The organism is Microcystis sp. LE19-8.1F (genome assembly GCF_027531715.1).
GTDB lineage: Bacteria > Cyanobacteriota > Cyanobacteriia > Cyanobacteriales > Microcystaceae > Microcystis > Microcystis wesenbergii_A.
On the sequence record NZ_JAPZSO010000079.1, the window covers coordinates 15,060 to 37,507 of the forward strand.

Below are 22,448 nucleotides of genomic sequence, written 5' to 3' on the forward strand. Positions count from 1 at the left end.
TAATCATCGATAGCTAAAAACTTACTGTTGTAAAGCTGAACGTCCCTGTTTGCCAAGGCGAATAAGAAGAAAATGGGCAAAATAGAGAGTATAAAAAGAGAGACCAACTAAACCAAAAAAGCCCAAAACATTAGCAGTAGCTTCTGAATGAAAAATCTCGCGAAACTGCCAGGGTGCTTCCTGCCAAACCTGACAATAGGGAGAATTTAGCAATTCCCCTGACATAGCACAGGAGAGAAAAGGTAAGGTAGAAATTGCACCCAAAGGACAATAAATCGTTACTGCCCAACGCCAAGCAGTGGTGACAAATTTAATCGGACTAGCGGGTAAATCTTTAATTTCATCGTTAATATCCACCCAAAACCAGAGAGAAATCGGGATTAAAATCTTAGCTAAAAAACTGGTAACAAAACCAATCGGCCAGGAAGCGATCATTAAATATACGGTAATTAATAAAAGACTAGCCACTCGCCAATAGATAATCAACAATTTCTGCAATGATTCGATTTTTGCAAATAAAGACCAAATCAACAAAATTGCCGGAATAATCACCGTAAATAGGACGGCTAAACGATAATCTATCCAAACGAGAGGACGAAACCAAAGTTGATTCATAAATTATTCAGACAATTACACTGTCAACATTTTACTGTCTTCGGACGCAGGAGCCAAAATCGGTCACAGCTTGACCAACAAACAAAAAAACGAGGGGCGATCCCTTTATAGTTGAGATCGCCCTAAAGCTAGGATTCTACTGTGAGGAGAGAAAAAACCGCTGCCCGACTCCATTAATCTTCATAAATGCGACACTCGGCGGCATCGGGATTAGAATCACAATAATTTTCGAAGTAGGTTTTTTGGGGGTGATCCTGACGTTGGTGAGCGGCTTCTGCTTGTAATTCTTCCACCGCATCCCAAGCGGCGGCGCATTCACCAGAGGTAGCACCTTCCGTACTACAGACGGCTCTGGCATTTTCTAGCTCTTCTTGAATTTTATCTTGGATATTGCTCATGATTCCTCTGGAATTGATCTATTGACACTCTAACAATTATACAGTCACCTTCTCAAGCCACAGGATCGGTTATCCCACTCGATCGCCTTTCCTGTGCTATTAAGCCGATCCTAGCGCAATTTTTGGGGAATTTAACATCAAGATTTCCTGACTGAGCTAATTTTTAGCCCAGATTCCGCACGGGAGAAATGCCAGAGGGATTTCTCCCCAGTATAGACAGCGAGCAGAACCATATATCGACATTTCTCTTGCCCAGTCAACTGCTGTTCTCGGCGTATGTAAAGTTTTATGTACGGATTCAACATTTCTGGTAGTTGGGGGTTAAAAACTATCAGATACCCCCCTTATTAAGCTGTCCATTAGTCACATCTTTCTTAACATTTCAAACCTTTGTAGCACAGGGCTTTCAAGACTCGGTTAACAATTTGTAATATTCCTTGTTGACACCCTTACTGACAAAGAAAAAACTGAAATCAAGTCAGGATAAGGGTTGGAGTGCTTACTGAAAAAATTGTTAAGAAATATCCCGATAAGGGATAGCTTATTCAGGGGGGATTAAGGTAGGGCTGATTCATTCTCCGAATCTAATTTTTTTTTTGCTGCCCTTAATCGCTTATGAGGTAAGCAAAGCACGACGTTTTGACAAATTTTCAGCTATTTATTTCCGAGAAATCGACTAAAAAGGTTGCCAGATAAGGATTTGAGAGAATGACATTTCAGAGAATGAAACGACCCTAGAAAGCAGGGGAGTACAGGTTTTTCAGGGTAGGGCTGATTCATTCTCCGAACCATAGTTTTCTTGAGCAAACACCACAATATTCGGCAAAAAAATTCATAAAATGTCCACAATCTGGACAACAAGATCCGGTGTTACATAAATTAGGAGCAAGTAATTCTTCATCATGACAGCTACATTGATAAGTAACAACTCCCGATCTATTTCTCAGGTAATGCGCCAGAGAAAAAACGTCATTACCATATTCATAAACATCTCCATAGTCAATAGATGAATATTGATATTTATCAACTTTTTTTCCGCAATGAATACAAAATTTTAAGGTAGGATTTACTTGTTCATTCATCCACATTTCTACATTCCCCAATTCAATCTTTTGACTATTTAAGCAGGGTAAGAGCATCTCAATTAGGCTTGAAAAAAGGCTCTCAGCACAGCAATCGTATAGTTATGAACCATATTTAGAAATCTTTGTCAAGTACAATTTATACCAAATTAGATGAGCTTACCCTGAGAGGGTCGGGAATCAGTGGGACAACAACTATCATCCTCTAAAAGTCCTCTCCAGGGAAGGAAAGCTGACAAATTGTCATGCCTCTTGCCCGTTTTTTCTGCTTTTCCCTATATGTCTGTATAATCGACTACATCTTTAGGTGCGCTTACCCTGTATAACATATAATTAAATTGCAAAAGTTCTAGTCTAAAATTAGAGGAAAAGGATAGGATGGGTTAAAACCGGTCGAGTCGCATTTCATCCATTGCTTAAAAAGACAATGGCTTTCATGATCCCATGTTATTTCGGTCAAGGTAATCATGATTAATTGCTGGTGGTAAGTTAAGGAAAAAAAGGAAGTAGGAGTGAGAAGAAAAGACTATTGAAGGGGGACTTCTACCGCGTCAGTATCAACGGCATTGGTTGTGGAAGAAACTTCGGTTTGATTCTTTACTCCCCCCGGACGGCGACCGCGATAATCAAGAACTAATCGCGATAATTCCGTGGTTAAAAGGGTGAGGACAATGCCATCATCGATCCAACCAATAATCGGGAAAACGTCAGGAGAAATATCGAGGGGGCTAAATAGATAAACCATAGTTCCCAGAATGATAATCCAACGATATTTAGGGTGAGTGATTTTGCTGCTGTACCAGTTGTAAAAAGATTCAACAATCGGTTTCATTAATTTTTCCTCGTTGACGGCGATAATTTAATTTTGTCAGGTTCCCCTTGGCTCTGATAGTGGGGTTTTACCCCCGATTATGTAGGGTTATCCCCGCTAATTAACCACCAAAAAAGCCCAGAAGAAAATTCACCTTTAGGGATGAGCCTGAAGTATTATTACTGGATGCTTAAGAGGGGAGATAGGGGCATCTTTTCCCCTATAATGGGCGATGACCAACTAATCAACTATCTGCCAGTTTAAGGATGGAAACCCTCTTTCATCTAGTTACTTTTGCCTTTGTCTTCGCTTTTGGTGCCTCGGTGGGCAGTTTTTTAAACGTGGTCATCTATAGATTACCTAAGGGGATATCTCTAGTTTATCCCCCTTCCCACTGTCCGAAATGTCACCATAGGTTAGGTAAAAGCGAGAATATACCTGTTTTCGGCTGGTTATGGCTAGGGGGTCGCTGTCGCTGGTGTAAAACCCCGATTCCTGTCCGTTATCCAGCCGTCGAAACTTTTACCGGTTTGTTATTTTGTCTGGTTTTAGGAGATTTTAGCTTTTCTTGGCAGACCCTCGGCTATTGGATTCTCCTCAGTTGGTTATTAGCTTTAGCTTTGATCGATTTTGACACGATGACGCTTCCCAACTCCCTCACCCAATCGGGATTAGTTTTAGGGATAGTTTTCCAAACTCTTTTAGGTTGGCAAAATAATCAAACTGTTATCTATCTCTTTTCAGCGATCGCTAGTGCGGTTTTAGGAGTCTGGTTATTTGATCTGATCCGGTGGGGGGGGAGTTTTGCCCTCGGACAACAGGCCATGGGGGGAGGAGATGCGAAATTAGCGGCCATGATCGGCGCTTGGTTAGGATGGCAAGCATTATTAGTCACCGCTTTTCTGGCCTGCGCTATCGGGGCGGCGATCGGTATGACGGGCATTTTTATGGGTAAAATGGCCAAAAAACAGGCCATACCCTTCGGTCCATTTCTTGCCCTCGGCGCTCTGATGAGTGTCTTTTGGAGTGATAAGATCATCTCAGCCTATCAAACCATTTTTTTCCCTTTCTTGTAAAAAAGCTATCTTGTAATTAAATCTTGATACAATAGTCTTCCGTGTCTTGGATCACCATTAGAACACCCCCCAGTCTAGGGTAAGCCGATTGGCTACAGGAAATGCTCAAAGCTCACGACATCCCCAGTCCCGTTATCGCTATTGGCCTTGGTATTTATTGCGGCCAGGGGCATCAGGCCGCCCTACAAGTGCGTCCCCAAGATCGCTGGACAGCACTTTTGTTATTAAGTCCTCTAGAAGAAAGTCGATAAATTGTCTTTATTTTAAACTATGTCTCTATTTGATTGGTTTGCAAATCGCCAAAAAACAGAACCCAAGGTTCAACAACAACAGGAACGAGAAATAGCCGATGGTTTATGGACAAAATGCCCAAATTGCGGCGTTTTGGCCTATACGAAGGATTTATTAGCTAATCAACTGGTTTGTCTCGATTGCGGTCATCATAATCGGGTGGAAAGTGAAGAAAGAATTCGCCAGTTAGTCGATGCTAATACTTGGAATTGCCTCGATGAACAGATTCGACCGACGGATCCGCTCAAATTTCGCGATCGGAAAAGTTATAGCGATCGCCTGCGGGAAACCCAAGAAAAAACCGGTCTGACGGATGCTGTCCGAACGGGAACGGGGACGATCGATGGTTTACCCTTAGCTTTAGGGGTGATGGACTTCCGTTTTATGGGGGGTAGCATGGGATCGGTGGTGGGAGAAAAACTCTGTCGTTTGACGGAATGCGCTACCGATGAAAGTTTACCCCTGGTGATTATCTGCGCTTCTGGCGGGGCGAGAATGCAGGAAGGAATGTTAAGTTTAATGCAGATGGCCAAGATTTCTGGCGCTCTTAACCGGCATCGGGAGGCAAAATTACTCTATATTCCCGTCTTGACTAATCCCACCACGGGGGGAGTCACGGCCAGTTTTGCCATGTTGGGAGATATTATTATCGCCGAACCAAAGGCTACTATCGGTTTTGCTGGTAAACGGGTAATTGAACAGACTTTGCGCGAGAAATTACCGGAAGGTTTCCAAACATCGGAATACCTATTAAAACACGGGTTTGTCGATGCGATCGTTCCCCGTACCCATCTCAAGAAAACCCTGGCCCAATTAATTAGTTTACATCAGCCCTTTTTTCCCTTGTTATCCCCCCTCAACAGCCATCATCACTACAGTCAACCGGAGTTAATCCCTCTTAAAACAGTCCAGGGCCAAACAACAGTTTAATCCCTGTAGGACGGACCTGGAGTTGGGAGTGCCGGAGTTGAGAGCCTGAGCATTTGTACTAAAATTTCCCGATGGGCAGTTTCAATGTAGTACAGCTTACTTAACTGGGTTGACAGCGATCGCAAAGTCCAAAAAATTCGAGAGTGTGGTAATAAACCTTGAATTGGTGGGATTTTTCGAGTTTTTCTTCCAATTCGTGAACGGGACACTCATTAAAGACGATAGACCGACCGCAATGAATACAGGTAAGATGGTGTTGATCCTGCTGAGCGGAACTGTAGAGGGATTCTCCTGTGGCTAGGGTTCTCACCTGCACTGCACCCTGTAGTTTTAGGGATTCTAGGGCGCGGTAAACAGTGGCTAACCCCATATTTTGGTCACGCTGACGGAGTTCCACAAACAATTCTTGAGCGGATACTGCCCGATTTAAGGTTTTGAGTAAGTGGATAATGCGCTCTTGCGATCGGGTGCGTTGGGATTTCATATCAAAAAGGTCAGCGATCAAAGTTAATTCTATGCCAAAAAATTATCAGTGCTGTATTTATGTTACTCTGCGCCCCTCGGTACTCGATCCGGCGGGTACGGCGGTAGAGTCGGGATTAAAGCAATTAGGTTATGACACTGTAGCTGGGGTGCGAATTGGTAAGTATATTGAGCTTACCTTGACAGCCGCGGACGAAACCAGCGCTCGCGCTCAATTGGCTCAAATGTGCGATCAACTATTGGCTAATCCTGTAATTGAAAATTATCGCTTTGATTTGCATTGTCAGGAGATAGGAGATAAGGGATAGGGATTAGGGGATAGGGAAATGGGGAAATGGGGGATAGGGAAATGGGAGAATGGGGGAATTCAACTAAAACCCTAACACCCTAACAGCCTAACACCCATCTGATGAGAGCTTTCTGCAAAATGAATTAACCAAGTTAAAAATTATGAAGTTTGGGATTATTGTTTTCCCCGGATCGAATTGCGATCGAGATGTGGCAACGGTGACGGAGGGGATTTTTCGGCAACCCACCCGCTATGTTTGGCATCAAGAGACGGATCTAGGGGATTTGGATGTGATCGTGGTGCCGGGGGGATTTAGTTACGGCGATTATTTGCGCTGTGGTGCGATCGCTCGGTTTTCACCAGCGATGAAAACTGTCCGAGAAGAAGCCGAAAAAGGTAAATTAGTTTTAGGCATCTGTAACGGTTTTCAGGTATTAACGGAAATCGGACTGCTACCCGGTGCGTTAATTCGCAATCGCGATTTACATTTTATCTGCGATCGAGTGCCGGTAAAAGTGGAAAATAATCAATCTGTCTGGACGCGAGGCTATCAACCGCAACAGGTGCTTAATTTGCCGATTGCTCACGGAGAAGGGCGTTATTATGGCGCAGAAGATACGTTAAAATCTCTGGAGGATAACGGACAAATTCTCTTTCGTTACTGTACTCCCACAGGAGAGGCAAATGAGTCAGGGAATCCCAACGGTTCGTTAAATAATATTGCAGGAATTACCAATAAAGCAGGAAATGTGCTAGGAATGATGCCTCATCCCGAACGCGCCGCCGATCGGATGCTCAATTTGACCGATGGGAGTCTGTTATTTCAGGAGTTGATCAATTGTTGTTGACTAGACCTCTTGTAAAAATCAAAAATTGTTGTTAGGGTCAGGAGTCAGTAGCCGGTCGTCAGGAGTCAGGAGAATTAAAAATGAATAATAATCAATTAAATGGTCTATTTACCGACTTTAGGCAATTTAATCCTTATTTTTGCCCTTTTTCAACCCTCAAGTAGTTGGGTTTTTGGGGTTTTGGGGTTTTAGTTGAAATTTCCCTGATAACTGATAACTTACCCACTGATAACTGATAACTGATAACTGATAACTGATAATCCTGTGGCTGTTTTAAAAGATAATCGGGCTACCGTCCAAAAAGTTCTTTGGATCACCCTGCTGCTGAACATTTTGGTTATGGCGATCAAAGCGGGGGTGGGTTTGAGAATTGGTGCTTTAAGTCTGCAAGCGGATGCTCTCCATAGTGTCACCGATAGTGCTAATAATGTCTTGGGATTAGTAGCGATGCGGTTTTCCTCTCCCTATCCCGATCGAGATCATCCCTACGGACATCTGAAATACGAAGCGATCGGAGCTTTAGCGATCGCCGCATTTTTGGGGATTGCCTGTTTTGAAATCTTGCAAGGGGCGGTCATGAGTATTATCAAAGGAGGAAAACCCGTCGAGATTGCAGGTCCTGAGTTATGGCTATTAATTATCGTTTTAGGGGTGAATATTTTTGTCACCTATTATGAAAGATCCGTGGGGCAGCGTGTCGGTAGTGCGATTTTGATTGCCGATGCTCGTCATACCATGAGTGATGTGTGGGTGACAATTACGGTTTTATTGGGTTTAGTCGGGGTTTGGGTGGGCAATACGGCTAATATTCCCCAATTACAATGGTTAGATGTGATTTTGTCCTTTCCCGTCGCTTTTTTGGTGTTTAGCAGTGGTTGGAAAGTCCTGATGGAGAATTTACCTTTGTTAGTGGATGAAATGGCGATCGCTCCTGAGGTGATTCATCAAATTGTGATGCAGGTGCCGGGGGTGCTTAATTGTCATGCGATCGCATCTCGGGGAGTGGTGGGAAGACAGGTATTTATAGAAATGCACCTAGTTGTCTCCGCTCAAGATGTGGAAACTGCTCACAGGATCACGGAAGCGGTAGAAGCAAGATTAACCCAACAATTTAGCCCTGTGAGAATTTTAATTCACGTTGAACCGCCGGATTATCGTTCCGATCAGATCACTTTTGATGAAGAAGTGTGAAGCAAAAAGGCCTAAAATAAGTAGCAAACTTTTGCTAGAGGTGGCCATGACGACGGAGAATCAAGCTAGAAGCATAGTAATTACTGGTGGAGCAGGATTTATCGGCTCGAATTTTGTTCATCATTGGTGCGAGAATTATCCTGAGGATCGTGTAATTGTTCTTGATGCTCTTACCTACGCGGGCAATTTGAATAATTTAGCGACACTGAAAGATAGAAAGAATTTTCGTTTTCTGCAAGGGGATATCTGCGATCGAGCTTTAGTTGATGAATTATTTGCCGGTGAAAATATCGATACAGTTGCCCATTTTGCCGCCGAATCCCATGTGGATCGATCGATTCTTGGACCTGGGGCTTTTGTGCAAACTAATGTGGTGGGAACTTTTACTCTATTAGAAAGTTTTCGGCAACATTGGTTAAGTAATCATCAACCCGATAACTATCGTTTTCTGCACGTTTCCACCGATGAGGTTTATGGCAGTTTAGGAGTAGATGATCCGGCTTTTACCGAAACTACTCCCTATGCTCCTAATAGTCCCTATTCTGCCTCAAAAGCGGGGAGTGATCATCTAGCGAGAGCTTATTTTCATACCTACGGAATGCCGACAATTATTACTAATTGCTCTAATAATTATGGTTCCTACCATTTCCCAGAAAAGTTAATTCCTTTGATGTGTATTAATATTCTTTTGGGTAAACCTTTACCTGTTTATGGTGATGGTCAAAATGTTCGAGATTGGTTATATGTGCGGGATCATTGTCAAGCTTTAGATACAGTTATTCACAAAGGAAAAGTGGGAGAAACCTATAATATTGGCGGAAATAACGAGGTAAAAAATATCGATTTAGTCAGGATGTTATGTGAGTTAATGGATGAATTAGCTCCCGATTTACCCGTGAAACCCGCTCGGAATTTAATTACTTTTGTCAAGGATCGGCCCGGACACGATCGCCGGTATGCTATTGATGCCACTAAAATTCGCACCGAATTAGGTTGGCAACCTCAAGAAACCGTAGAGGGGGGATTAAGAAAAACCATTCAATGGTATCTCGATCATCGGGATTGGTGGCAACCCTTGTTATCCAAAGAATATCAAGAGTATTATGGGAAAGTTTACGGTTAGAGAAGGGTAAAAACTAGACCTCTTGTAAAAATCAAAAATTGTTGTTAGGGTTAGGAGTCAGTAGCCAGTAGTCAGGAGAATGAAAAATGAGCATTAATCAGTTAAATGGTCTATTGACAGATTTTATGCGATTTAATCCTTATTTTTGACGTTTTTGAACCCTCAAAAATTAATTATGCAAGAGGTTTAATTTAATCTTAATTTTGGGTGTGTTAGCGAAAACTAACACACTTAAACCTTGTACCTCACCATTAAGATATTGGCGTTATTTTCAATAATATCCAATGGCTGCCGACCGTTCCCTCGATCGCCACTTGTGGAATTACCGCCTGGATGAGTTAGAATCGGAAAGGAGAATTTTTGAGTAACCATGATCAAATTACGTCTAAAACGCTTTGGTAAAAAACGCGAAGCCAGTTATCGTATCGTTGCGGCCGTTAGCACCAGTCGTCGCGATGGTCGTCCCCTAGAGGAATTAGGATTTTACAATCCCCGCACCGATGAAGTGCGTCTCGATGAAGAAGGGATTATCCGACGCTTACAACAAGGAGCGCAACCGACGGACACCGTACGCAGCATTCTCACCAAACAGAAAATTTTCGAGAAAATCAATGCCTAGTACCCCCAACTATCTCGAACTGGTGAAATTTATTATCGAGCCGTTTTTGGAAGATCCGGCCAGTCTGAGATTGGATATCGAGCGCTGTAAGGAAAATGAACGTCTTTGGGTGCGTGTAGCCTTCGATGATGCCGATAAAGGCAAAGTTTACGGCCGGGGAGGACGCAATTTACAGGCGATTAGAACTACCCTAGAAATGGCGGCCGCGAGTGCGGGTCGCTCTCTTTATCTAGAAGTCTATGCGGCCGAAAATGAAGGCGAACAGCGCCGCACCCGTCGTTCTAATGGTAACTTTGAAGGTACGGAAAGAAGACCGAGTAATCGCCGACCACCCGCACCCCGGCAGCTCAACAACTAACGAGCGATTTTAGGAAAACAGGGAAGGGGTTTCATCCTCGACCCTCTCCAGTTGCTCTAATTGCTGCCAAACTTTGGCGAGTAAAGTGGTTAATCCGGCTCCCGTCACGGCGGAAATAGTCAAAATCTCGGCATTAGTGATTTTAGCAAACTGCTTTTGATAGTTATCTATCGTTTCCTCGTCCACAGCATCAATTTTGTTGAAAACCAGTATTTGCGATCGCTTTTCTAATTCCCGACCATAGGCGGCTAATTCCCCTTGAATAATTTGATAATCGGCGATCGGGTCTTCTGATGTCAAGGAGACAAGATGAATTAACAGGCGTGTGCGTTCGATATGGCGCAAAAATTCGTGTCCTAAGCCGATTCCTAGGTGCGCTCCCTCGATTAATCCCGGAATATCGGCGAATACCGTCCCATCTCCCGTGGGTTTGCGTACCACTCCCAAGTTAGGAATGAGAGTCGTAAAGGGATAATCGGCGATTTTGGGACGAGCAGAGGAAACGGCCGAGATTAGGGTGGATTTTCCCGCATTGGGCAGCCCGATAATGCCCACTTCCGCTAATAACTTCAATTCTAGGCGTAAATGGCGTTTTTCTCCGTCTAAACCGGGTAAAGCGTATTCGGGTGCGCGATTATTATTACTTAAAAAGTGGCGGTTGCCTAATCCCCCTTTTCCCCCGGCAGCCACGATTAAAGTCTGTTCGGGAGTGACCAAATCGCCGATAATTTCCTCGCTATCGAGATCGTAAACCACTGTACCACAGGGAACTTTAATAATGCGATCGCTACCGTTGGCTCCGGTGCAGTTGTTGGGTCCGCCCCGTTTACCATCATCGGCCTTAAAATAGCGACTATATTGGAAATCTAGCAGGGTTTGCAGGTTCTGAGTCGCCACGAAAATCACCGAACCACCTTTTCCCCCATTACCTCCGGCCGGACCGCCGGCGGGGACGTATTTTTCCCGACGGAAAGCGACAATTCCATCACCTCCCTTACCCCCTTCCACTTCTATTTCGGCGCGATCAATAAACTGCATAAGATTAAGTAGTTAAAGTGAAAAGTCAAAACCAAAAAACCAATTAGCTGTTAGGTAAGTAATCTCAATTAATTGTTAGATAGTAGGACAGGCTTCTGGTTCCTGTTTTTTAATTGTAACCGGCTACTTAGTTGATGACAGGTGGTGCGTTACGAAGGCTTGTTACCTTCAAGTCAAAGCAGGAATTTTTGCCGTCTAACGCACCCTACTGGACTGTTTCAGCTAATTTGGTGTATTAGAAAAATGCTAGAAATTCTATAATCTAAGACTTTAAGCCGAAATCTATTGCCCTATTTTAGTTGAAACAGTCCACTACGTTTTACTGTATTTTATCTTTAATTGTCAACGGCTACTTAGTTTGCCGCGACCGGTTAATCATACTCCTTAAAATAGAGCGAGAGTAAGTTTTTAGTACATCTGTTCGGGAATAAAAAACTTGTTTCTGGGCGGGGAATCCTTACAATGGAAAACAGGATAATTAGTAGCAGATGAAAACCGATGGGGCAGTTTTTTAAACAAACTTTCGCTAGTTGCTTGGGAACTTTACTGGGATTATTGGCATTTTCGGTCTTAGGTGTGGGGGGATTAGCATTTTTACTGCTTTCTTCCCTGATGTCTAGCGATAGCTCCTCAGTTAAGGAAAAATCAGTCTTAGTTTTTAACTTAGCCACCAATATCAGCGATGCTCCCCCTAGTTCCAGTTTAGCCGATAGTTTGACCGGTGAGAGTACGACCACTTTAAATTTACGACAGGTGATAGCGGCGATCGAAAAGGCCGCCCTTGATGATAATATTGTCGGTCTGTTACTCTATGGTCGCGACAATATCGGTGAATATGGCTATGCTACCCTGACGGAAGTGCGGCAAGCTTTGGCAAAATTTCGCCAATCGGGTAAAAAAATTATCGCCTACGATATGGAATGGACGGAAAAGGAATATTATCTCGCTTCCGTTGCTGAAAAGGTGATTATTAATCCCGTGGGGAGAATGGAAATTAATGGTTTAAGTAGTCAACAAACCTTTTTTGCCGATGCACTAGAAAAGTATGGTGTGGGGGTACAAGTGGTAAAAGTGGGTTCTTTTAAAGGTGCGGTGGAACCCTATACGCGTCAGGATTTAAGTGTCCAGAATCGTCAGCAGCTGCAAACCCTACTCGATACAATTTGGTCTAATTATAGTTCCACAGTGGCCAAAAGTCGCAATTTAACGACCCAAGAAGTGCAAACTATTTCCGATACTCAAGGTATTCTGGAAGCAACCACAGCGAAAAAGGCTGGTTTTGTCGATGAAGTGGCCCATTTAGATCGAGTAATTGTTTTAGCTAAAGAGTTGACGGGAGAAGCAAAAAATAAAACTAATGAGGAGGAAAATTCTGGCTCCTTTTCGCAAATTTCTTTAGCTAATTATGCTAGTTCTCTCGATGATGAGGGGGGAGATAGTAGCCATCAAATAGCGATAGTTTATGCAGAAGGGACAATCGTAGAAGGTCAGGGAGATAGAGGGGAAATCGGTGGGGATAAATTGGCTAAGGAACTGCGAAAATTACAAGAGAAGGAGGAGGTAAAAGCGGTAGTTTTGAGAATTAATAGTCCGGGGGGAAGTGCCACTGCTTCTGAGGTGATTCTGCGAGAAATTAAGCGTTTAGATGCGAAAAAACCAGTAATTATTTCTATGGGTGATGTGGCTGCTTCTGGGGGTTATTGGATCGCCATGGGGGGTCAAATAATTTTTGCAGATCATGATACAATTACTGGTTCGATCGGTGTGTTTGGATTATTGTTAAATATCCAGAAGATTGCTAATAATAATGGCATCGATTGGGATACGGTGAAAACTGGAAAATTGGCCGATATATCTACTATTACCAGACCGAAAAATCCCCAAGAATTAGAAATTTATCAAGGGTCAGTTAATCAGTTCTATGATTTATTTATCGAGACGGTGGCCCAGGGACGAAAATTATCACCAGACAAGGTAAGAACTGTGGCCCAAGGTCGCGTCTGGACGGGAAAAGATGCGGTTAAAATTGGTTTAGTTGATCAAATTGGTGGTCTAGAAGCGGCAGTACAATACGCGGCCAAAACAGCTAAATTAGGGGATGATTGGAGTCTTAAAGAATATCCTCGATCGCAAAGTTGGCAAGAAGAACTTCTCTCTAATTTCTTACAAACCTATCTTCCTCCTCTCACTAAAAATAATCACCCTTTGACGCAGGAATGGCAAAATTTTCAGCAGGAATTATTGAAGTTACCTACATTTAATGATCCCCATAGTGTTTATGCTAAGTTACTTTTTAATCTCGATTTTCGCTGATACTTATGTAAAAATAATGCCCGCTAATTCTGAAATTCTTTAACAAAAATTTCTATGAATCGCCCTAATAGCGTTATTCTTGGTTTAGCCTATATTTTGGGATTGTTATCTACAGGTCTGGTAGATTTTAGTCCGCAGTTAAACCGGTGGCAAGAAGTGGTAATTAGAATTGTTATTCTTGGTTTAATTACCCTGTTAACCACAATTTTTATCCGTCGTTTTTGGTGGCAAAGTCCCCCGAAAAAAACTTGGCTGATAGCGGGATTAATAGCTATATTTGCCGTTGTTTATCTAGAAATTCGCACTCCTTACCCCAGCGCAAACGATATCAGTCATCTTTTAAAAAATAATGTAGTTAACTCTATTAAAATCACGGGGAATATTATATCAGAAATCCGTCTCAATCGCCGAGAAAATTTACAATTTTGGTTAGAAGTAAAAGAATTTAGCCTCAAGAATTTACCGACAGAAAAATCCACAGGTAAACTCTACGTTACTCTACCAAATCTAGCAGAAAATCAGGTTTATCCCAGACAAGAAATAACAGTTAAAGGATTACTTTATCGTCCCCGTCGGGCCAATAATCCCAATGCTTTTGACTTTGCTAATTATCTAGCGCATCAGGGTGCTTTTGCTGGTTTAAAAGGGGAAATAATTATCGATAAAAAGTCACCGACTTGGGGAGTTTGGCAGATTCGTCAGCGCATTGTTGAGGCACAAATTCAAGGACTAGGCCAAGAAAAAGGGACTTTATTAAGTTCGATTACCCTCGGACGACAAGCGGTTAATTTGCCAGCAAAAATCACCGATTTATTTATTAAAACTGGATTAGCTCACATTTTAGCAGCTTCTGGCTTTCATGTGGCTATTTTGTTGGGATTTGTTTTAACTATTACTCGCAATTTATCCCCTAAAAAACAGTTTATTATTGCCCTTACTATCTTAATAATTTATGGCACTCTAACAGGGTTACAACCTTCAGTCCTGCGGGCGATTTTGATGGGAATTGGTGCATTAATCGGTCTGCTTTATAATCGACAAGTTAATAGTTTAGGTTCCCTGTTACTAGCGGCTACTATTCTATTATTATGGCAGCCTCTCTGGATTTGGGATTTAGGATTTCAGTTAAGTTTTTTAGCGACTTTGGGATTAATTATTACCGTTCCTTTACTGAAAAATAAAATTGACTATTTCCCTAATTTAATCGCTGAACCTATAGCTATTAGTCTAGCTGCTACTCTCTGGACTATGCCTTTATTAATGTTTACGTTTAACTCGATCGCTCTTTATAATATCCCCATTAATATTATCACAACTCCCCTAGTTACCCTAATTAGTTTAGGAGGAGTTTTTACTGCTTTTTTAGGTTTAATTTATCCCCCTTTGGGCAGTATCAGCGCTAGTATTCTCTATTACCCTCTCAAGTTATTACTGCAAATTACCAACTTTTTTAGTCTGCTTCCTTTTAGTACCTACTCCACAGGTAAATTATCTTTAGGAGTGATGTTAATTATTTATATTTGCCTTACCTTAATCTGCTTTAATCTCTGGTTTCGTCAACGTTGGCATTTAATCGGTTTATTTATACTCGCTGTAATTTTAATACCGATTATTTATCAGCATTTAACTTTAACTCAGGTGACAGTTTTAGCCACCAAATCGCAACCAGTAATAATTATTCAAAATCGAGGAAATACTCTGTTAATTAATGGGGAAGAACCCGCAACAGCACGTTATACAGTTTTACCCTTTTTGCGACAGGAGGGAATTAATCAAATACAAGGGGCAATAACTGTCAATAATCCGGCGCAATTCTCAAATATCAGTGAGAGCATACCGATCAAAAAAACTCTTAATTTATCCCAGTTAGAAAATTTTAATCTCGGCGAAATTACCGGACAATTGATCGAGAAAAATTTATTTAAATTTCAGGTAAAAAATCAATCCTGGCTATGGATTATCAACCCGAAAATTTCCGTTAATTTATCCCAAGAAGTCAGCCCCCTAGTGTTATTATGGCAGGGAAGCAATCTAGATAAACAATGGTTAGAGTCAATTCGACCACAAACAGCAATCGCTGTCACCACCAATCTCTCCCGTAATGCCAGAAATCAACTGAGAAAAGCCCGGATTAAGACTTACTGGACCGGGAGAGATGGTGCAATTCAATGGACAGCAAAAAATGGATTTCAACCCTTTCTAATTAATGAGTGATGTGTACTACCAAAACTGAACAGGGAGCATGATGTACCACATAATTGCTGACACTACCTAAGATTAACTCAGATAAACCCGATCGACCGTGACGACCAACAATAATTAAATCTATCCCCTCTTGCTGGGCAACTTGACAAATTTTCTGTCCCGGATCACCGATATAATAATCAGCCTTGGCCGTGATATTATCTTCCTTAGCTCGATCAACTAAACCGTTCAACCAAGCTTGTAATTCCGCTTGCATTTCTTCCGTGATTTGTTGTTCCAAGGCGATCATATCGGGGGGATAACCGCCACCATAACCGATCAGATTACCGTAAATAAAAGTTTCCGTGTAGGGAGTCAAAGGTTGAGACAGACTATAAACAATTCGCAACTCACTAGCGTAGGTTTTCGCTAAGAGAATAGCCGTATTCAATACCTCTGGAGTGGGATCTTGATAATCCACAGCCACGAGAATTTTATTATAGAGTTTGTTGGTATCCCGATCGACTGAGAGTGTTTCCGTATTATTCATCGAATTAACCTCCTCGATAGCAGATAACTTCAGGGTTGAAGTTAATCTTTTTTCCCACCGGCTGCCAGCAATACCCTGGGGAAATAGCCAAAAATTGCTGAAAGCTGATGACTGATAGTTGACGCTCCCCTACCTCTAGTGTGACATTTTTCGGATAATGTAGCTGAATTAGCAAAAAAATTAACAATTTGGGGAGACTCCGAGACGATACCCTAGGGTTGATTCAAGGTAGGGTTGATTCAAGGTAGGGTTGATTCAAGGTAGGGTTGATTCAAGGTAGGGTTGATTCAAGGTAGGGTTGATTCAAGGTAGGGTTGATTCATGAATCAACCCTACCCAAACCCCGGAGCGCATTAGCTTTTCGGTGGGATGCTTAAAGACAGATGCTGATACATTTGTAATCATCTAAGAGTCACTGATAATTGCTGATTGTCGGTATTTCTGCAAATGTGAGATGCACCCCTAGATTTTTTAGAAAAGTATTTATCTTGAGATACAATATGGTTGAGATTTTTTGCAGCAGAGGATCTAATCAAATGAATGAAGATAGCAAAAATTATGAGATGCAAATTCTGTCCATGATGATCAATCAATATTTGGATGATATGGTATCTCTGAGTGAAGAAAAATTAAACCAGCTAGAAGCAAACCGCGATCAGATTGTTTGGGATTTAGCCACAAGAATTTACAAGGAAAGTGGTCATAAAGTAGAATTTCATATAATACGAAACTTAATTAATTCTAGAATTGAAGTTATGAGATATCAGTTATTTTTCAGTCAATCCAGTCTATTGGAATCAAGGAGAATCGATGAAGAGAAAGCTATTAAAATAGCAGAAAAAAAAGCTAATGCTGTTATTAACGATAAAAAAAATGATGATACCGAGAAAATAACAATGTTACAAGAATTGGCTGGAGATGAACGAAAACTGGCAATTTTCATCAAAGTTCAAGAGATAATTAGTTATCAATTAGAGGTGGAAAAGTCTGAGATACATATTGATGATGAACTATTTTATTTAAAATCTAAGGAAACCCTCAGTAGTTATAGTTCTTCTAGCTTTTATAGTTCTTATGGTTCTTGTAGTAATGGTTTATTAGTCTCAAATTGGGGAGGAGATGAACTTGATACAGTTGCATTAATCATGACTTTAGAAGAAGAATTTGATCTAGAACTTTCAGAAGAAAAATGCCAAGAATTTACAACAGTGAAAAAGCTAGTTGATTATCTGGCTGAAAATTTAGGCAAGTAACAATATTAATTTTTACGAAAATATCTCAAGTTATCAGCCAAATATAGCTATAATCCAATTAGAGCGAGTTCTAAACCAACAACTTATGATTAGTCGCTACATTATTCTATGGCTCCCGATGATCGTAATAGGAATTAGTAACGGTATTCTCAGGGAAAGCACCTACGGAAAATATCTCGATGAACTACGCGCTCATCAAATTTCTACCCTGACAGGAATCCTCTTTTTTAGTCTTTATATTGGCACTCTTGTCTATTTTTGGGGTCTAGAATCGTCCGGTCAAGCCATTACCATCGGTTTAATTTGGTTAGTATTAACAGTGGGTTTTGAATTTTTGTTCGGTCATTTTATCGCCGGTCACTCTTGGTCAAGATTAGGGCAAGATTATAATCTTTTAGCGGGACGAGTTTGGATTTTTGTTCTCTTGGTCATTACTTTTGCTCCCTTACTATTTTATCAACTTTTTTCTTAATTATGAAAGCTATTATCATTAATCGCTATGGCGATAGTAATGTTCTCCAATACACAGACATAGAAAAGCCAATTCCCCAAGGGAAAGAAGTCTTAATTAAGATTATGGCAGCGGGGATTAATCCGATTGATTGGAAGATTCGTCGGGGAATGCTCAAAATAGCCACAGGTAATAAATTTCCCCTGCAATTAGGTTTTGATTATGGGGGAATTATCGTTGAAAAAGGTAGTCAGGTGGAACAATTCCAGATCGGAGATGAGGTTTTTGGTTTTCTCAATCAATTACCCGGTAGAACCTATGCTGAATATGCGATTATTCCCGCTTCCCTATTAGTTAAAAAACCGCATAATCAGAGCTTTATTGAAGCTGCCGCCACTCCTTTAGCCGCTTCTACCGCTTTGCAAGTCTTGCGCGATTTTGGCAATATTCAAGCAGGAAATCGGATTTTAGTTAATGGTGCATCGGGAGGAGTGGGTAGCTTTGCCGTGCAGATAGGGAAAATTTTCTCCGCACAAGTAGATGGAGTTTGTAGTAGTAAAAATATCGATTATGTCACCTCTTTAGGAGCAGATAAAGTTATCGATTATACCCAAGAAGATTGGAGAAAAACTGAGCAGAAATATGATATAATCTTCGATGCTGTGGCTAAGTCTTCTTTTTGGCACTGTCGTCAGCTTTTAAAACCCCAAGGGAGCTATATAACCACCCTCCCAAATCCCGGAATTATCCTCTTAAATTATCTCGGTGCTTGGTTGCCCCAAAAAGGGAAACTGATATTTTTTGCTCAAGCACAAGCGTCCGACTGGCAATTTCTCAAAGAAGCGATCGAATCGGGAAAATTAACTGTTAGAATCGATCGCACCTATACTTTTTCCCAGGTGGTAGAAGCTCATAATTATAGTGAATCGGAAAGAGTGCGCGGAAAAATAGTCCTGATCCCCGATTAAGGATAAATAGTTAGGGATTGCTGAATAAATCTGAAAACCTTGTTGGGTAACACTTTTAGACTTTTTTGAAATCAAAAAGTGCCAGCGATTGGAGTGATTGGGAGGAAAATCTCTGGACTTTTTCCCTGAATTTTAGGTAATTAACCCCCTGAAAATGGGTAAAACCCTACACCCCACACCCCACACCCCACACCCTACCCCCACCAACAAACTTTTTGCCGCAAACCCTAGTTAGGGTTTTTCCTGATTTTTTGGGGAACGAGTAAATAGTTTTAAGTAGGTAGAAACAGAGAATTCTTTAATTGGAAAGGTGATAAAAGTCAAGGGATTAATAGTAATAATAATATTGCGGCTATCCCTCTGTACCGCCTTGATAATCTGTTTAGCCACCCAATCGGCGGACATAATACCCACAGGATTTAAATTACTCTTAAAAGGGCCAAGAATTAGCTTTCTCACCACACAGGGGGCATCTAAACGACGCAGGGTAATCATATCACCGATCGCCCGTTTACTGAGTTCGTAGAGGGGACTAAAGGCAGGATTAACCTCCGCTTCCGAGGTATTCACCCAGACTTCCTTGCGGGCAATTTGCTCGTTAGTGCGGACAGTTTTGAAGAATAATTCCATTAAACGCCAGACGGAAAAAGTATTCACTTGGTAGGCTAATTCGATCGCTTCTGGGGTTCTTTGGCCGTGGACATTAACGCCATGATTTAAAATCAGTATATCTACAGACTTAAATAGGTTCTCAAGTTGCGTTTCTTCACCGATTTGCCATTTCACGGTTTTTACAGGTACTGATTCGCCGTTAATTTCAATAGCGATCGCATTGTCCCCGGAAGTGAGCGCGATCACCTTGGCTCCCTTCAGTTGTAGGTACTTTAACAGCGATCGCCCTAAAGTTCCATTTGCTCCGGTAATGGCGATCGTTTTACCCTTGAGAGAAAGTGCCGTCCCCATCAATTTATCCATAAAGGTGAAAGTTCCACAATAATAAGCCTTTTGGTTATCAAAATGGTGTCGCCAGTGGTAAGTACGATTAACGCGCCATTGAGCGGGGAAACTCTCAAATTGCCCCGGACGATGGGTTAAATCGGTTAATTCCTCCAGATTAGCGATACCTAAACCTCGACCGATCGCCGTACTGAGAAAAGCCAAAGTATAAAGGGAACCTAACCAACCCAACCAAGGGCGATCGAAACCCCAAGAGTAGGCCAGTAGTACAGGTAAAACACTGGCAGCCAACATAACCAAGGCCTCTGGTACATCATTGTACCAGTGGGCCCGACGATAAATTTCCTCGCTCATTACCGACAGATCGGGACGAAAAACCCGATGATGCCAGACGTGCAGACGATAAAGGGGCTGCCAATGGTGGGCCAGAGCATGATAGCAATCACGCACGATCTCCACCCAAATAATTGAGCCACAAATCAGTCCGACACAGAGGAGCAGGTTTGACATAGGGGATAAATGTTAAATTTTCTCAACGAATGTAAACAAAGCAATCTTAGCCGAAAAAGCGGATTTATCGGGTAAAAGGAACCAATAGCTTGAAAAACTAGGGTTTCTTTACCGAAAAAACTTAAGATTCTGTTAAAAATTTTAACAATTTTCGGTAAGATAAAGCAAGAAATAAGCTTCTATTTGAACAGTTACTTAACCTGAGTCGATTATGGCAGAAAATTATTGGTCGCGAGAGGATGATAGCGAAGAATTAGACCCGATTGGTTCCCTCCTATCTGACTGGTCCGATCCCGAAGATGAAGAGGACGAATTTAGAAGCGAAATTTTTCAAGGCCGATCGGGACGCAGACAGAAAGCGGCTTTTAGCCTCATGGCGATCTGGACAATAATTATCGGACTTCATTGGCTGAGTTGGGGTTATTGGGCAATTATCGCCTTAACTATCCTACTATCGGGGCAAGCTTTGCGGCTGCTGTTCACCAAACCGGAAACGCCGCCAATTCCTTTACTGGATAAGGATTTAGCCTCTGTACCTAGGGTGTCCCTCTTAGTAGCGGCCAAAAATGAAGAAACCGTAATCACGAAACTGGTTAATTATCTCTGTCATCTAGACTATCCCCAAGATAAGTTAGAAGTTTGGATCGTCGATGACTATAGCACCGATAACACCGGTGCAATTCTCGATCGCCTTGCTTTAGAATATCCCCAATTACAAATTCTCCATCGTGCTGCTAATGCCGGAGGTGGCAAATCCGGAGCATTGAATCAGGTTTTATCCCTGACTAACGGGGAAATTATCGGTGTATTCGATGCCGATGCGGGATTATCCTCCGATTTACTGCGTCATGTCGTCCCGATGTTCGACGATCGAGAAGTGGGTGCGGTACAGGTGCGAAAAGCGATCGCCAATGCCGCCGAAAACTTCTGGACAAAAGGACAAGCGGTAGAAATGATCTTTGATAGCTGTTTTCAACAGCAACGGATCGCGGTGGGAGGGATCGGAGAATTGCGCGGAAATGGTCAATTTGTCCGTCGTAGTGCCTTAACTCGTTGCGGGGGTTGGAATGAACAGACGATCACCGACGATCTTGATTTAACTATTCGTCTCCATATCGATAATTGGAAAATTAATGTCTTAAATTTTCCCGCAGTAGCGGAAGAAGGGGTGACAACTGCGATCGCTTTATGGCATCAGCGCAATCGCTGGGCCGAAGGTGGTTTTCAGCGTTATCTCGACTATTGGAAAGCAATTTTAAAGTCCCCCATGCCCTGGCCGAAAAAGTTTGATTTAATTGCTTTTTTGATCGTTCAATATATCTTACCTGCGGCCGCTATTCCCGATCTTTTAATCACTATTACTCGTCATCAAGCCCCGATTTTAACTCCTTTAACTGGTTTGGCTCTTTCCCTTTCTCTCTGGGGTATGGTGACAGGATTAATCCGAGTCAATACGGGTAAAAAATTCACTTTTGCTCTCGGTTTAGACATCCTTGCTCAAACCATTCGCGGCATGATTTATATGATGCACTGGTTTATTATTATTCCCAGTGTCAGCCTGCGGATGGCTTTGCGTCCTAAACGTTTAAAATGGGTGAAAACCGTTCATCTGGGGGAACATCTCAGCGCCGAAGTTTAATTTTCGAGGATAGGCTCCAAAAACTTTGGCCTTATCAGGCTCGAAATCCCCTGTCAGTGAAGGTTACAGCCTTTGGAAACCCCTTTTGGAAAAATTTCCAATTTCCTTAATTATGCTTGCTGCCAATAATGTGTTAATTTAGATACAGAATTGAATTCCGTGACAGCACTGGGGTGGCGAAAAGCGCTCGCTCCAGTTTTTTTTATCTAAATCGGGGTTGGGGGGAGTAGGGAGAAAAAAGCTGATGGCTCTCTTGGGTTTGAATGTATTCTAAAATACAGTCCTGCGGGGGAGCGACTGGAACGAACCACAAAGACACAAAGGACACAAAGATTGATCGCTAAGCTGCCCGCGCATTTAAATTGCTTGTTGAGACGAGGCAAGAGGCACTCTTGCAAGAGGCAACAGTAAAGGGATTGGGGGAGATTCGGCTAATCTTAAGAATAAGCGCTTTAAATGCGTCTTAGCTTA

The 22,448-nt window shown here is 42.0% G+C and carries 23 protein-coding genes; 15 read left to right on the forward strand and 8 right to left on the reverse strand.

Features of this window, described 5'->3' with window-relative positions:
• Positions 1-21: 21 nt before the first annotated feature.
• The 4 genes from O9334_RS08195 to O9334_RS08210 all read right to left on the reverse strand — a co-directional run bounded on the left by O9334_RS08195 (position 22) and on the right by O9334_RS08210 (position 2,927).
• Entirely contained in the window at positions 22-615 is a 594-nt protein-coding gene (locus tag O9334_RS08195; RefSeq protein ID WP_002770135.1) for a DUF3177 family protein, read from the reverse strand.
• Between the two features lie 173 nt (positions 616-788).
• On the reverse strand, positions 789-1,013 hold the full coding sequence (locus tag O9334_RS08200; protein WP_002781201.1) for a Calvin cycle protein CP12: 225 nt from the start codon (positions 1,011-1,013) through the stop codon (positions 789-791).
• A gap of 776 nt (positions 1,014-1,789) precedes the next feature.
• Positions 1,790-2,095 carry a hypothetical protein gene (locus O9334_RS08205; protein ID WP_152606960.1) on the reverse strand — a complete coding sequence of 102 codons (306 nt, stop codon included), beginning with the start codon at positions 2,093-2,095 and terminating at the stop codon, positions 1,790-1,792.
• A gap of 526 nt (positions 2,096-2,621) precedes the next feature.
• On the reverse strand, positions 2,622-2,927 hold the full coding sequence (locus O9334_RS08210) for a YkvA family protein (protein ID WP_045356926.1): 306 nt from the start codon (positions 2,925-2,927) through the stop codon (positions 2,622-2,624).
• Positions 2,928-3,172: 245 nt separating this feature from the next.
• On the opposite strand from O9334_RS08210, the gene O9334_RS08215 reads away from it, so the two are divergent.
• The 3 genes from O9334_RS08215 (at position 3,173) to accD (ending at position 5,203) form a co-directional block, all read left to right on the forward strand.
• On the forward strand, positions 3,173-3,982 hold the full coding sequence (locus O9334_RS08215) for a prepilin peptidase (protein ID WP_045356923.1): 810 nt from the start codon (positions 3,173-3,175) through the stop codon (positions 3,980-3,982).
• Positions 3,983-4,083: 101 nt separating this feature from the next.
• Positions 4,084-4,233, forward strand: a complete 150-nt coding sequence (locus tag O9334_RS08220; protein WP_190380310.1) for a hypothetical protein — start codon at positions 4,084-4,086, stop codon at positions 4,231-4,233.
• Positions 4,234-4,252: 19 nt separating this feature from the next.
• The gene (gene accD / locus O9334_RS08225; protein ID WP_045356922.1) at positions 4,253-5,203 is read left to right on the forward strand and encodes an acetyl-CoA carboxylase, carboxyltransferase subunit beta; all 951 of its coding nucleotides are present in this window, start codon (positions 4,253-4,255) and stop codon (positions 5,201-5,203) included.
• 100 nt (positions 5,204-5,303) lie between these two features.
• On the opposite strand, the gene O9334_RS08230 is transcribed toward accD, so the two are convergent.
• Positions 5,304-5,687 (reverse strand): Fur family transcriptional regulator, encoded by a 384-nt coding sequence (locus O9334_RS08230; RefSeq protein WP_045356975.1) that lies wholly within the window; start codon positions 5,685-5,687, stop codon positions 5,304-5,306.
• 31 nt (positions 5,688-5,718) lie between these two features.
• Here O9334_RS08230 and purS point away from each other — a divergent pair, with 31 nt between their 5' ends.
• From purS to O9334_RS08260, 6 genes are all read left to right on the forward strand, one after another.
• Positions 5,719-5,994, forward strand: a complete 276-nt coding sequence (purS, locus tag O9334_RS08235) for a phosphoribosylformylglycinamidine synthase subunit PurS (protein ID WP_287658859.1) — start codon at positions 5,719-5,721, stop codon at positions 5,992-5,994.
• A gap of 142 nt (positions 5,995-6,136) precedes the next feature.
• Complete coding sequence (gene purQ / locus O9334_RS08240; RefSeq protein WP_045356920.1) at positions 6,137-6,823, forward strand: phosphoribosylformylglycinamidine synthase subunit PurQ; 687 nt, start codon at positions 6,137-6,139, stop codon at positions 6,821-6,823.
• A gap of 264 nt (positions 6,824-7,087) precedes the next feature.
• Positions 7,088-8,014 carry a CDF family zinc efflux transporter Cdf31 gene (gene cdf31 / locus O9334_RS08245; RefSeq protein ID WP_045356919.1) on the forward strand — a complete coding sequence of 309 codons (927 nt, stop codon included), beginning with the start codon at positions 7,088-7,090 and terminating at the stop codon, positions 8,012-8,014.
• 46 nt (positions 8,015-8,060) lie between these two features.
• Entirely contained in the window at positions 8,061-9,137 is a 1,077-nt protein-coding gene (gene rfbB, locus O9334_RS08250; RefSeq protein ID WP_045356915.1) for a dTDP-glucose 4,6-dehydratase, read from the forward strand.
• Between the two features lie 370 nt (positions 9,138-9,507).
• The gene (gene rpsP / locus O9334_RS08255) at positions 9,508-9,756 is read left to right on the forward strand and encodes a 30S ribosomal protein S16 (RefSeq protein ID WP_002736858.1); all 249 of its coding nucleotides are present in this window, start codon (positions 9,508-9,510) and stop codon (positions 9,754-9,756) included.
• A complete protein-coding gene (locus tag O9334_RS08260) occupies positions 9,749-10,114 on the forward strand; it encodes a KH domain-containing protein (protein ID WP_045356911.1) in 366 nt (121 codons plus the stop codon). Before rpsP ends, O9334_RS08260 begins: the two co-directional genes overlap by 8 nt.
• Before the next feature lie 9 nt (positions 10,115-10,123).
• Here O9334_RS08260 and obgE read toward each other — a convergent pair whose 3' ends face one another.
• On the reverse strand, positions 10,124-11,152 hold the full coding sequence (gene obgE / locus O9334_RS08265; protein WP_045356909.1) for a GTPase ObgE: 1,029 nt from the start codon (positions 11,150-11,152) through the stop codon (positions 10,124-10,126).
• A 498-nt stretch (positions 11,153-11,650) separates the two neighbouring features.
• On the opposite strand from obgE, the gene sppA reads away from it, so the two are divergent.
• Together sppA and O9334_RS08275 are read left to right on the forward strand one after the other, a co-directional pair.
• Entirely contained in the window at positions 11,651-13,465 is a 1,815-nt protein-coding gene (sppA, locus tag O9334_RS08270; RefSeq protein WP_287999810.1) for a signal peptide peptidase SppA, read from the forward strand.
• 54 nt (positions 13,466-13,519) lie between these two features.
• Complete coding sequence (locus O9334_RS08275) at positions 13,520-15,679, forward strand: ComEC/Rec2 family competence protein (RefSeq protein ID WP_045356904.1); 2,160 nt, start codon at positions 13,520-13,522, stop codon at positions 15,677-15,679.
• On the opposite strand, the gene O9334_RS08280 is transcribed toward O9334_RS08275, so the two are convergent.
• Positions 15,669-16,199: a universal stress protein gene (locus tag O9334_RS08280; RefSeq protein WP_287999811.1), complete on the reverse strand. Its 531-nt coding sequence runs from the start codon at positions 16,197-16,199 to the stop codon at positions 15,669-15,671. The genes O9334_RS08275 and O9334_RS08280 overlap by 11 nt on opposite strands.
• A 500-nt stretch (positions 16,200-16,699) precedes the next feature.
• Between O9334_RS08280 and O9334_RS08285 the strand changes: the two genes are divergently transcribed.
• From O9334_RS08285 to O9334_RS08295, 3 genes are all read left to right on the forward strand, one after another.
• Positions 16,700-17,452, forward strand: coding sequence for a phosphopantetheine-binding protein (locus tag O9334_RS08285; RefSeq protein WP_238567740.1), 753 nt, complete (start codon positions 16,700-16,702; stop codon positions 17,450-17,452).
• Positions 17,453-17,537: 85 nt separating this feature from the next.
• On the forward strand, positions 17,538-17,924 hold the full coding sequence (locus O9334_RS08290; protein ID WP_036394698.1) for a hypothetical protein: 387 nt from the start codon (positions 17,538-17,540) through the stop codon (positions 17,922-17,924).
• A 2-nt stretch (positions 17,925-17,926) separates the two neighbouring features.
• Positions 17,927-18,871 (forward strand): NAD(P)-dependent alcohol dehydrogenase, encoded by a 945-nt coding sequence (locus tag O9334_RS08295; RefSeq protein ID WP_045356894.1) that lies wholly within the window; start codon positions 17,927-17,929, stop codon positions 18,869-18,871.
• Between the two features lie 231 nt (positions 18,872-19,102).
• On the opposite strand, the gene O9334_RS08300 is transcribed toward O9334_RS08295, so the two are convergent.
• Complete coding sequence (locus O9334_RS08300; RefSeq protein ID WP_287999812.1) at positions 19,103-20,338, reverse strand: bifunctional sterol desaturase/short chain dehydrogenase; 1,236 nt, start codon at positions 20,336-20,338, stop codon at positions 19,103-19,105.
• Positions 20,339-20,549: 211 nt separating this feature from the next.
• On the opposite strand from O9334_RS08300, the gene O9334_RS08305 reads away from it, so the two are divergent.
• Positions 20,550-21,977 carry a glycosyltransferase family 2 protein gene (locus tag O9334_RS08305; protein WP_287999813.1) on the forward strand — a complete coding sequence of 476 codons (1,428 nt, stop codon included), beginning with the start codon at positions 20,550-20,552 and terminating at the stop codon, positions 21,975-21,977.
• Positions 21,978-22,448 lie beyond the last annotated feature (471 nt).

Coding starts and splice junctions, on each gene's coding strand:
- accD (WP_045356922.1), top strand. CDS start 4,253: ATGTCTCTATTTGATTGGTTTGCAAATCGCCAAAAAACAGAACCCAAG.
- O9334_RS08220 (WP_190380310.1), top strand. CDS start 4,084: ATGCTCAAAGCTCACGACATCCCCAGTCCCGTTATCGCTATTGGCCTT.
- O9334_RS08230 (WP_045356975.1), bottom strand. CDS start 5,687: ATGAAATCCCAACGCACCCGATCGCAAGAGCGCATTATCCACTTACTC.
- O9334_RS08285 (WP_238567740.1), top strand. CDS start 16,700: ATGGTTGAGATTTTTTGCAGCAGAGGATCTAATCAAATGAATGAAGAT.
- O9334_RS08300 (WP_287999812.1), bottom strand. CDS start 20,338: ATGTCAAACCTGCTCCTCTGTGTCGGACTGATTTGTGGCTCAATTATT.
- O9334_RS08275 (WP_045356904.1), top strand. CDS start 13,520: ATGAATCGCCCTAATAGCGTTATTCTTGGTTTAGCCTATATTTTGGGA.
- O9334_RS08195 (WP_002770135.1), bottom strand. CDS start 615: ATGAATCAACTTTGGTTTCGTCCTCTCGTTTGGATAGATTATCGTTTA.
- O9334_RS08260 (WP_045356911.1), top strand. CDS start 9,749: ATGCCTAGTACCCCCAACTATCTCGAACTGGTGAAATTTATTATCGAG.
- purS (WP_287658859.1), top strand. CDS start 5,719: ATGCCAAAAAATTATCAGTGCTGTATTTATGTTACTCTGCGCCCCTCG.
- O9334_RS08200 (WP_002781201.1), bottom strand. CDS start 1,013: ATGAGCAATATCCAAGATAAAATTCAAGAAGAGCTAGAAAATGCCAGA.
- O9334_RS08215 (WP_045356923.1), top strand. CDS start 3,173: ATGGAAACCCTCTTTCATCTAGTTACTTTTGCCTTTGTCTTCGCTTTT.
- O9334_RS08295 (WP_045356894.1), top strand. CDS start 17,927: ATGAAAGCTATTATCATTAATCGCTATGGCGATAGTAATGTTCTCCAA.
- rfbB (WP_045356915.1), top strand. CDS start 8,061: ATGACGACGGAGAATCAAGCTAGAAGCATAGTAATTACTGGTGGAGCA.
- O9334_RS08290 (WP_036394698.1), top strand. CDS start 17,538: ATGATTAGTCGCTACATTATTCTATGGCTCCCGATGATCGTAATAGGA.
- purQ (WP_045356920.1), top strand. CDS start 6,137: ATGAAGTTTGGGATTATTGTTTTCCCCGGATCGAATTGCGATCGAGAT.
- sppA (WP_287999810.1), top strand. CDS start 11,651: ATGGGGCAGTTTTTTAAACAAACTTTCGCTAGTTGCTTGGGAACTTTA.
- O9334_RS08280 (WP_287999811.1), bottom strand. CDS start 16,199: ATGAATAATACGGAAACACTCTCAGTCGATCGGGATACCAACAAACTC.
- O9334_RS08210 (WP_045356926.1), bottom strand. CDS start 2,927: ATGAAACCGATTGTTGAATCTTTTTACAACTGGTACAGCAGCAAAATC.
- obgE (WP_045356909.1), bottom strand. CDS start 11,152: ATGCAGTTTATTGATCGCGCCGAAATAGAAGTGGAAGGGGGTAAGGGA.
- O9334_RS08305 (WP_287999813.1), top strand. CDS start 20,550: ATGGCAGAAAATTATTGGTCGCGAGAGGATGATAGCGAAGAATTAGAC.
- O9334_RS08205 (WP_152606960.1), bottom strand. CDS start 2,095: ATGAATGAACAAGTAAATCCTACCTTAAAATTTTGTATTCATTGCGGA.
- rpsP (WP_002736858.1), top strand. CDS start 9,508: ATGATCAAATTACGTCTAAAACGCTTTGGTAAAAAACGCGAAGCCAGT.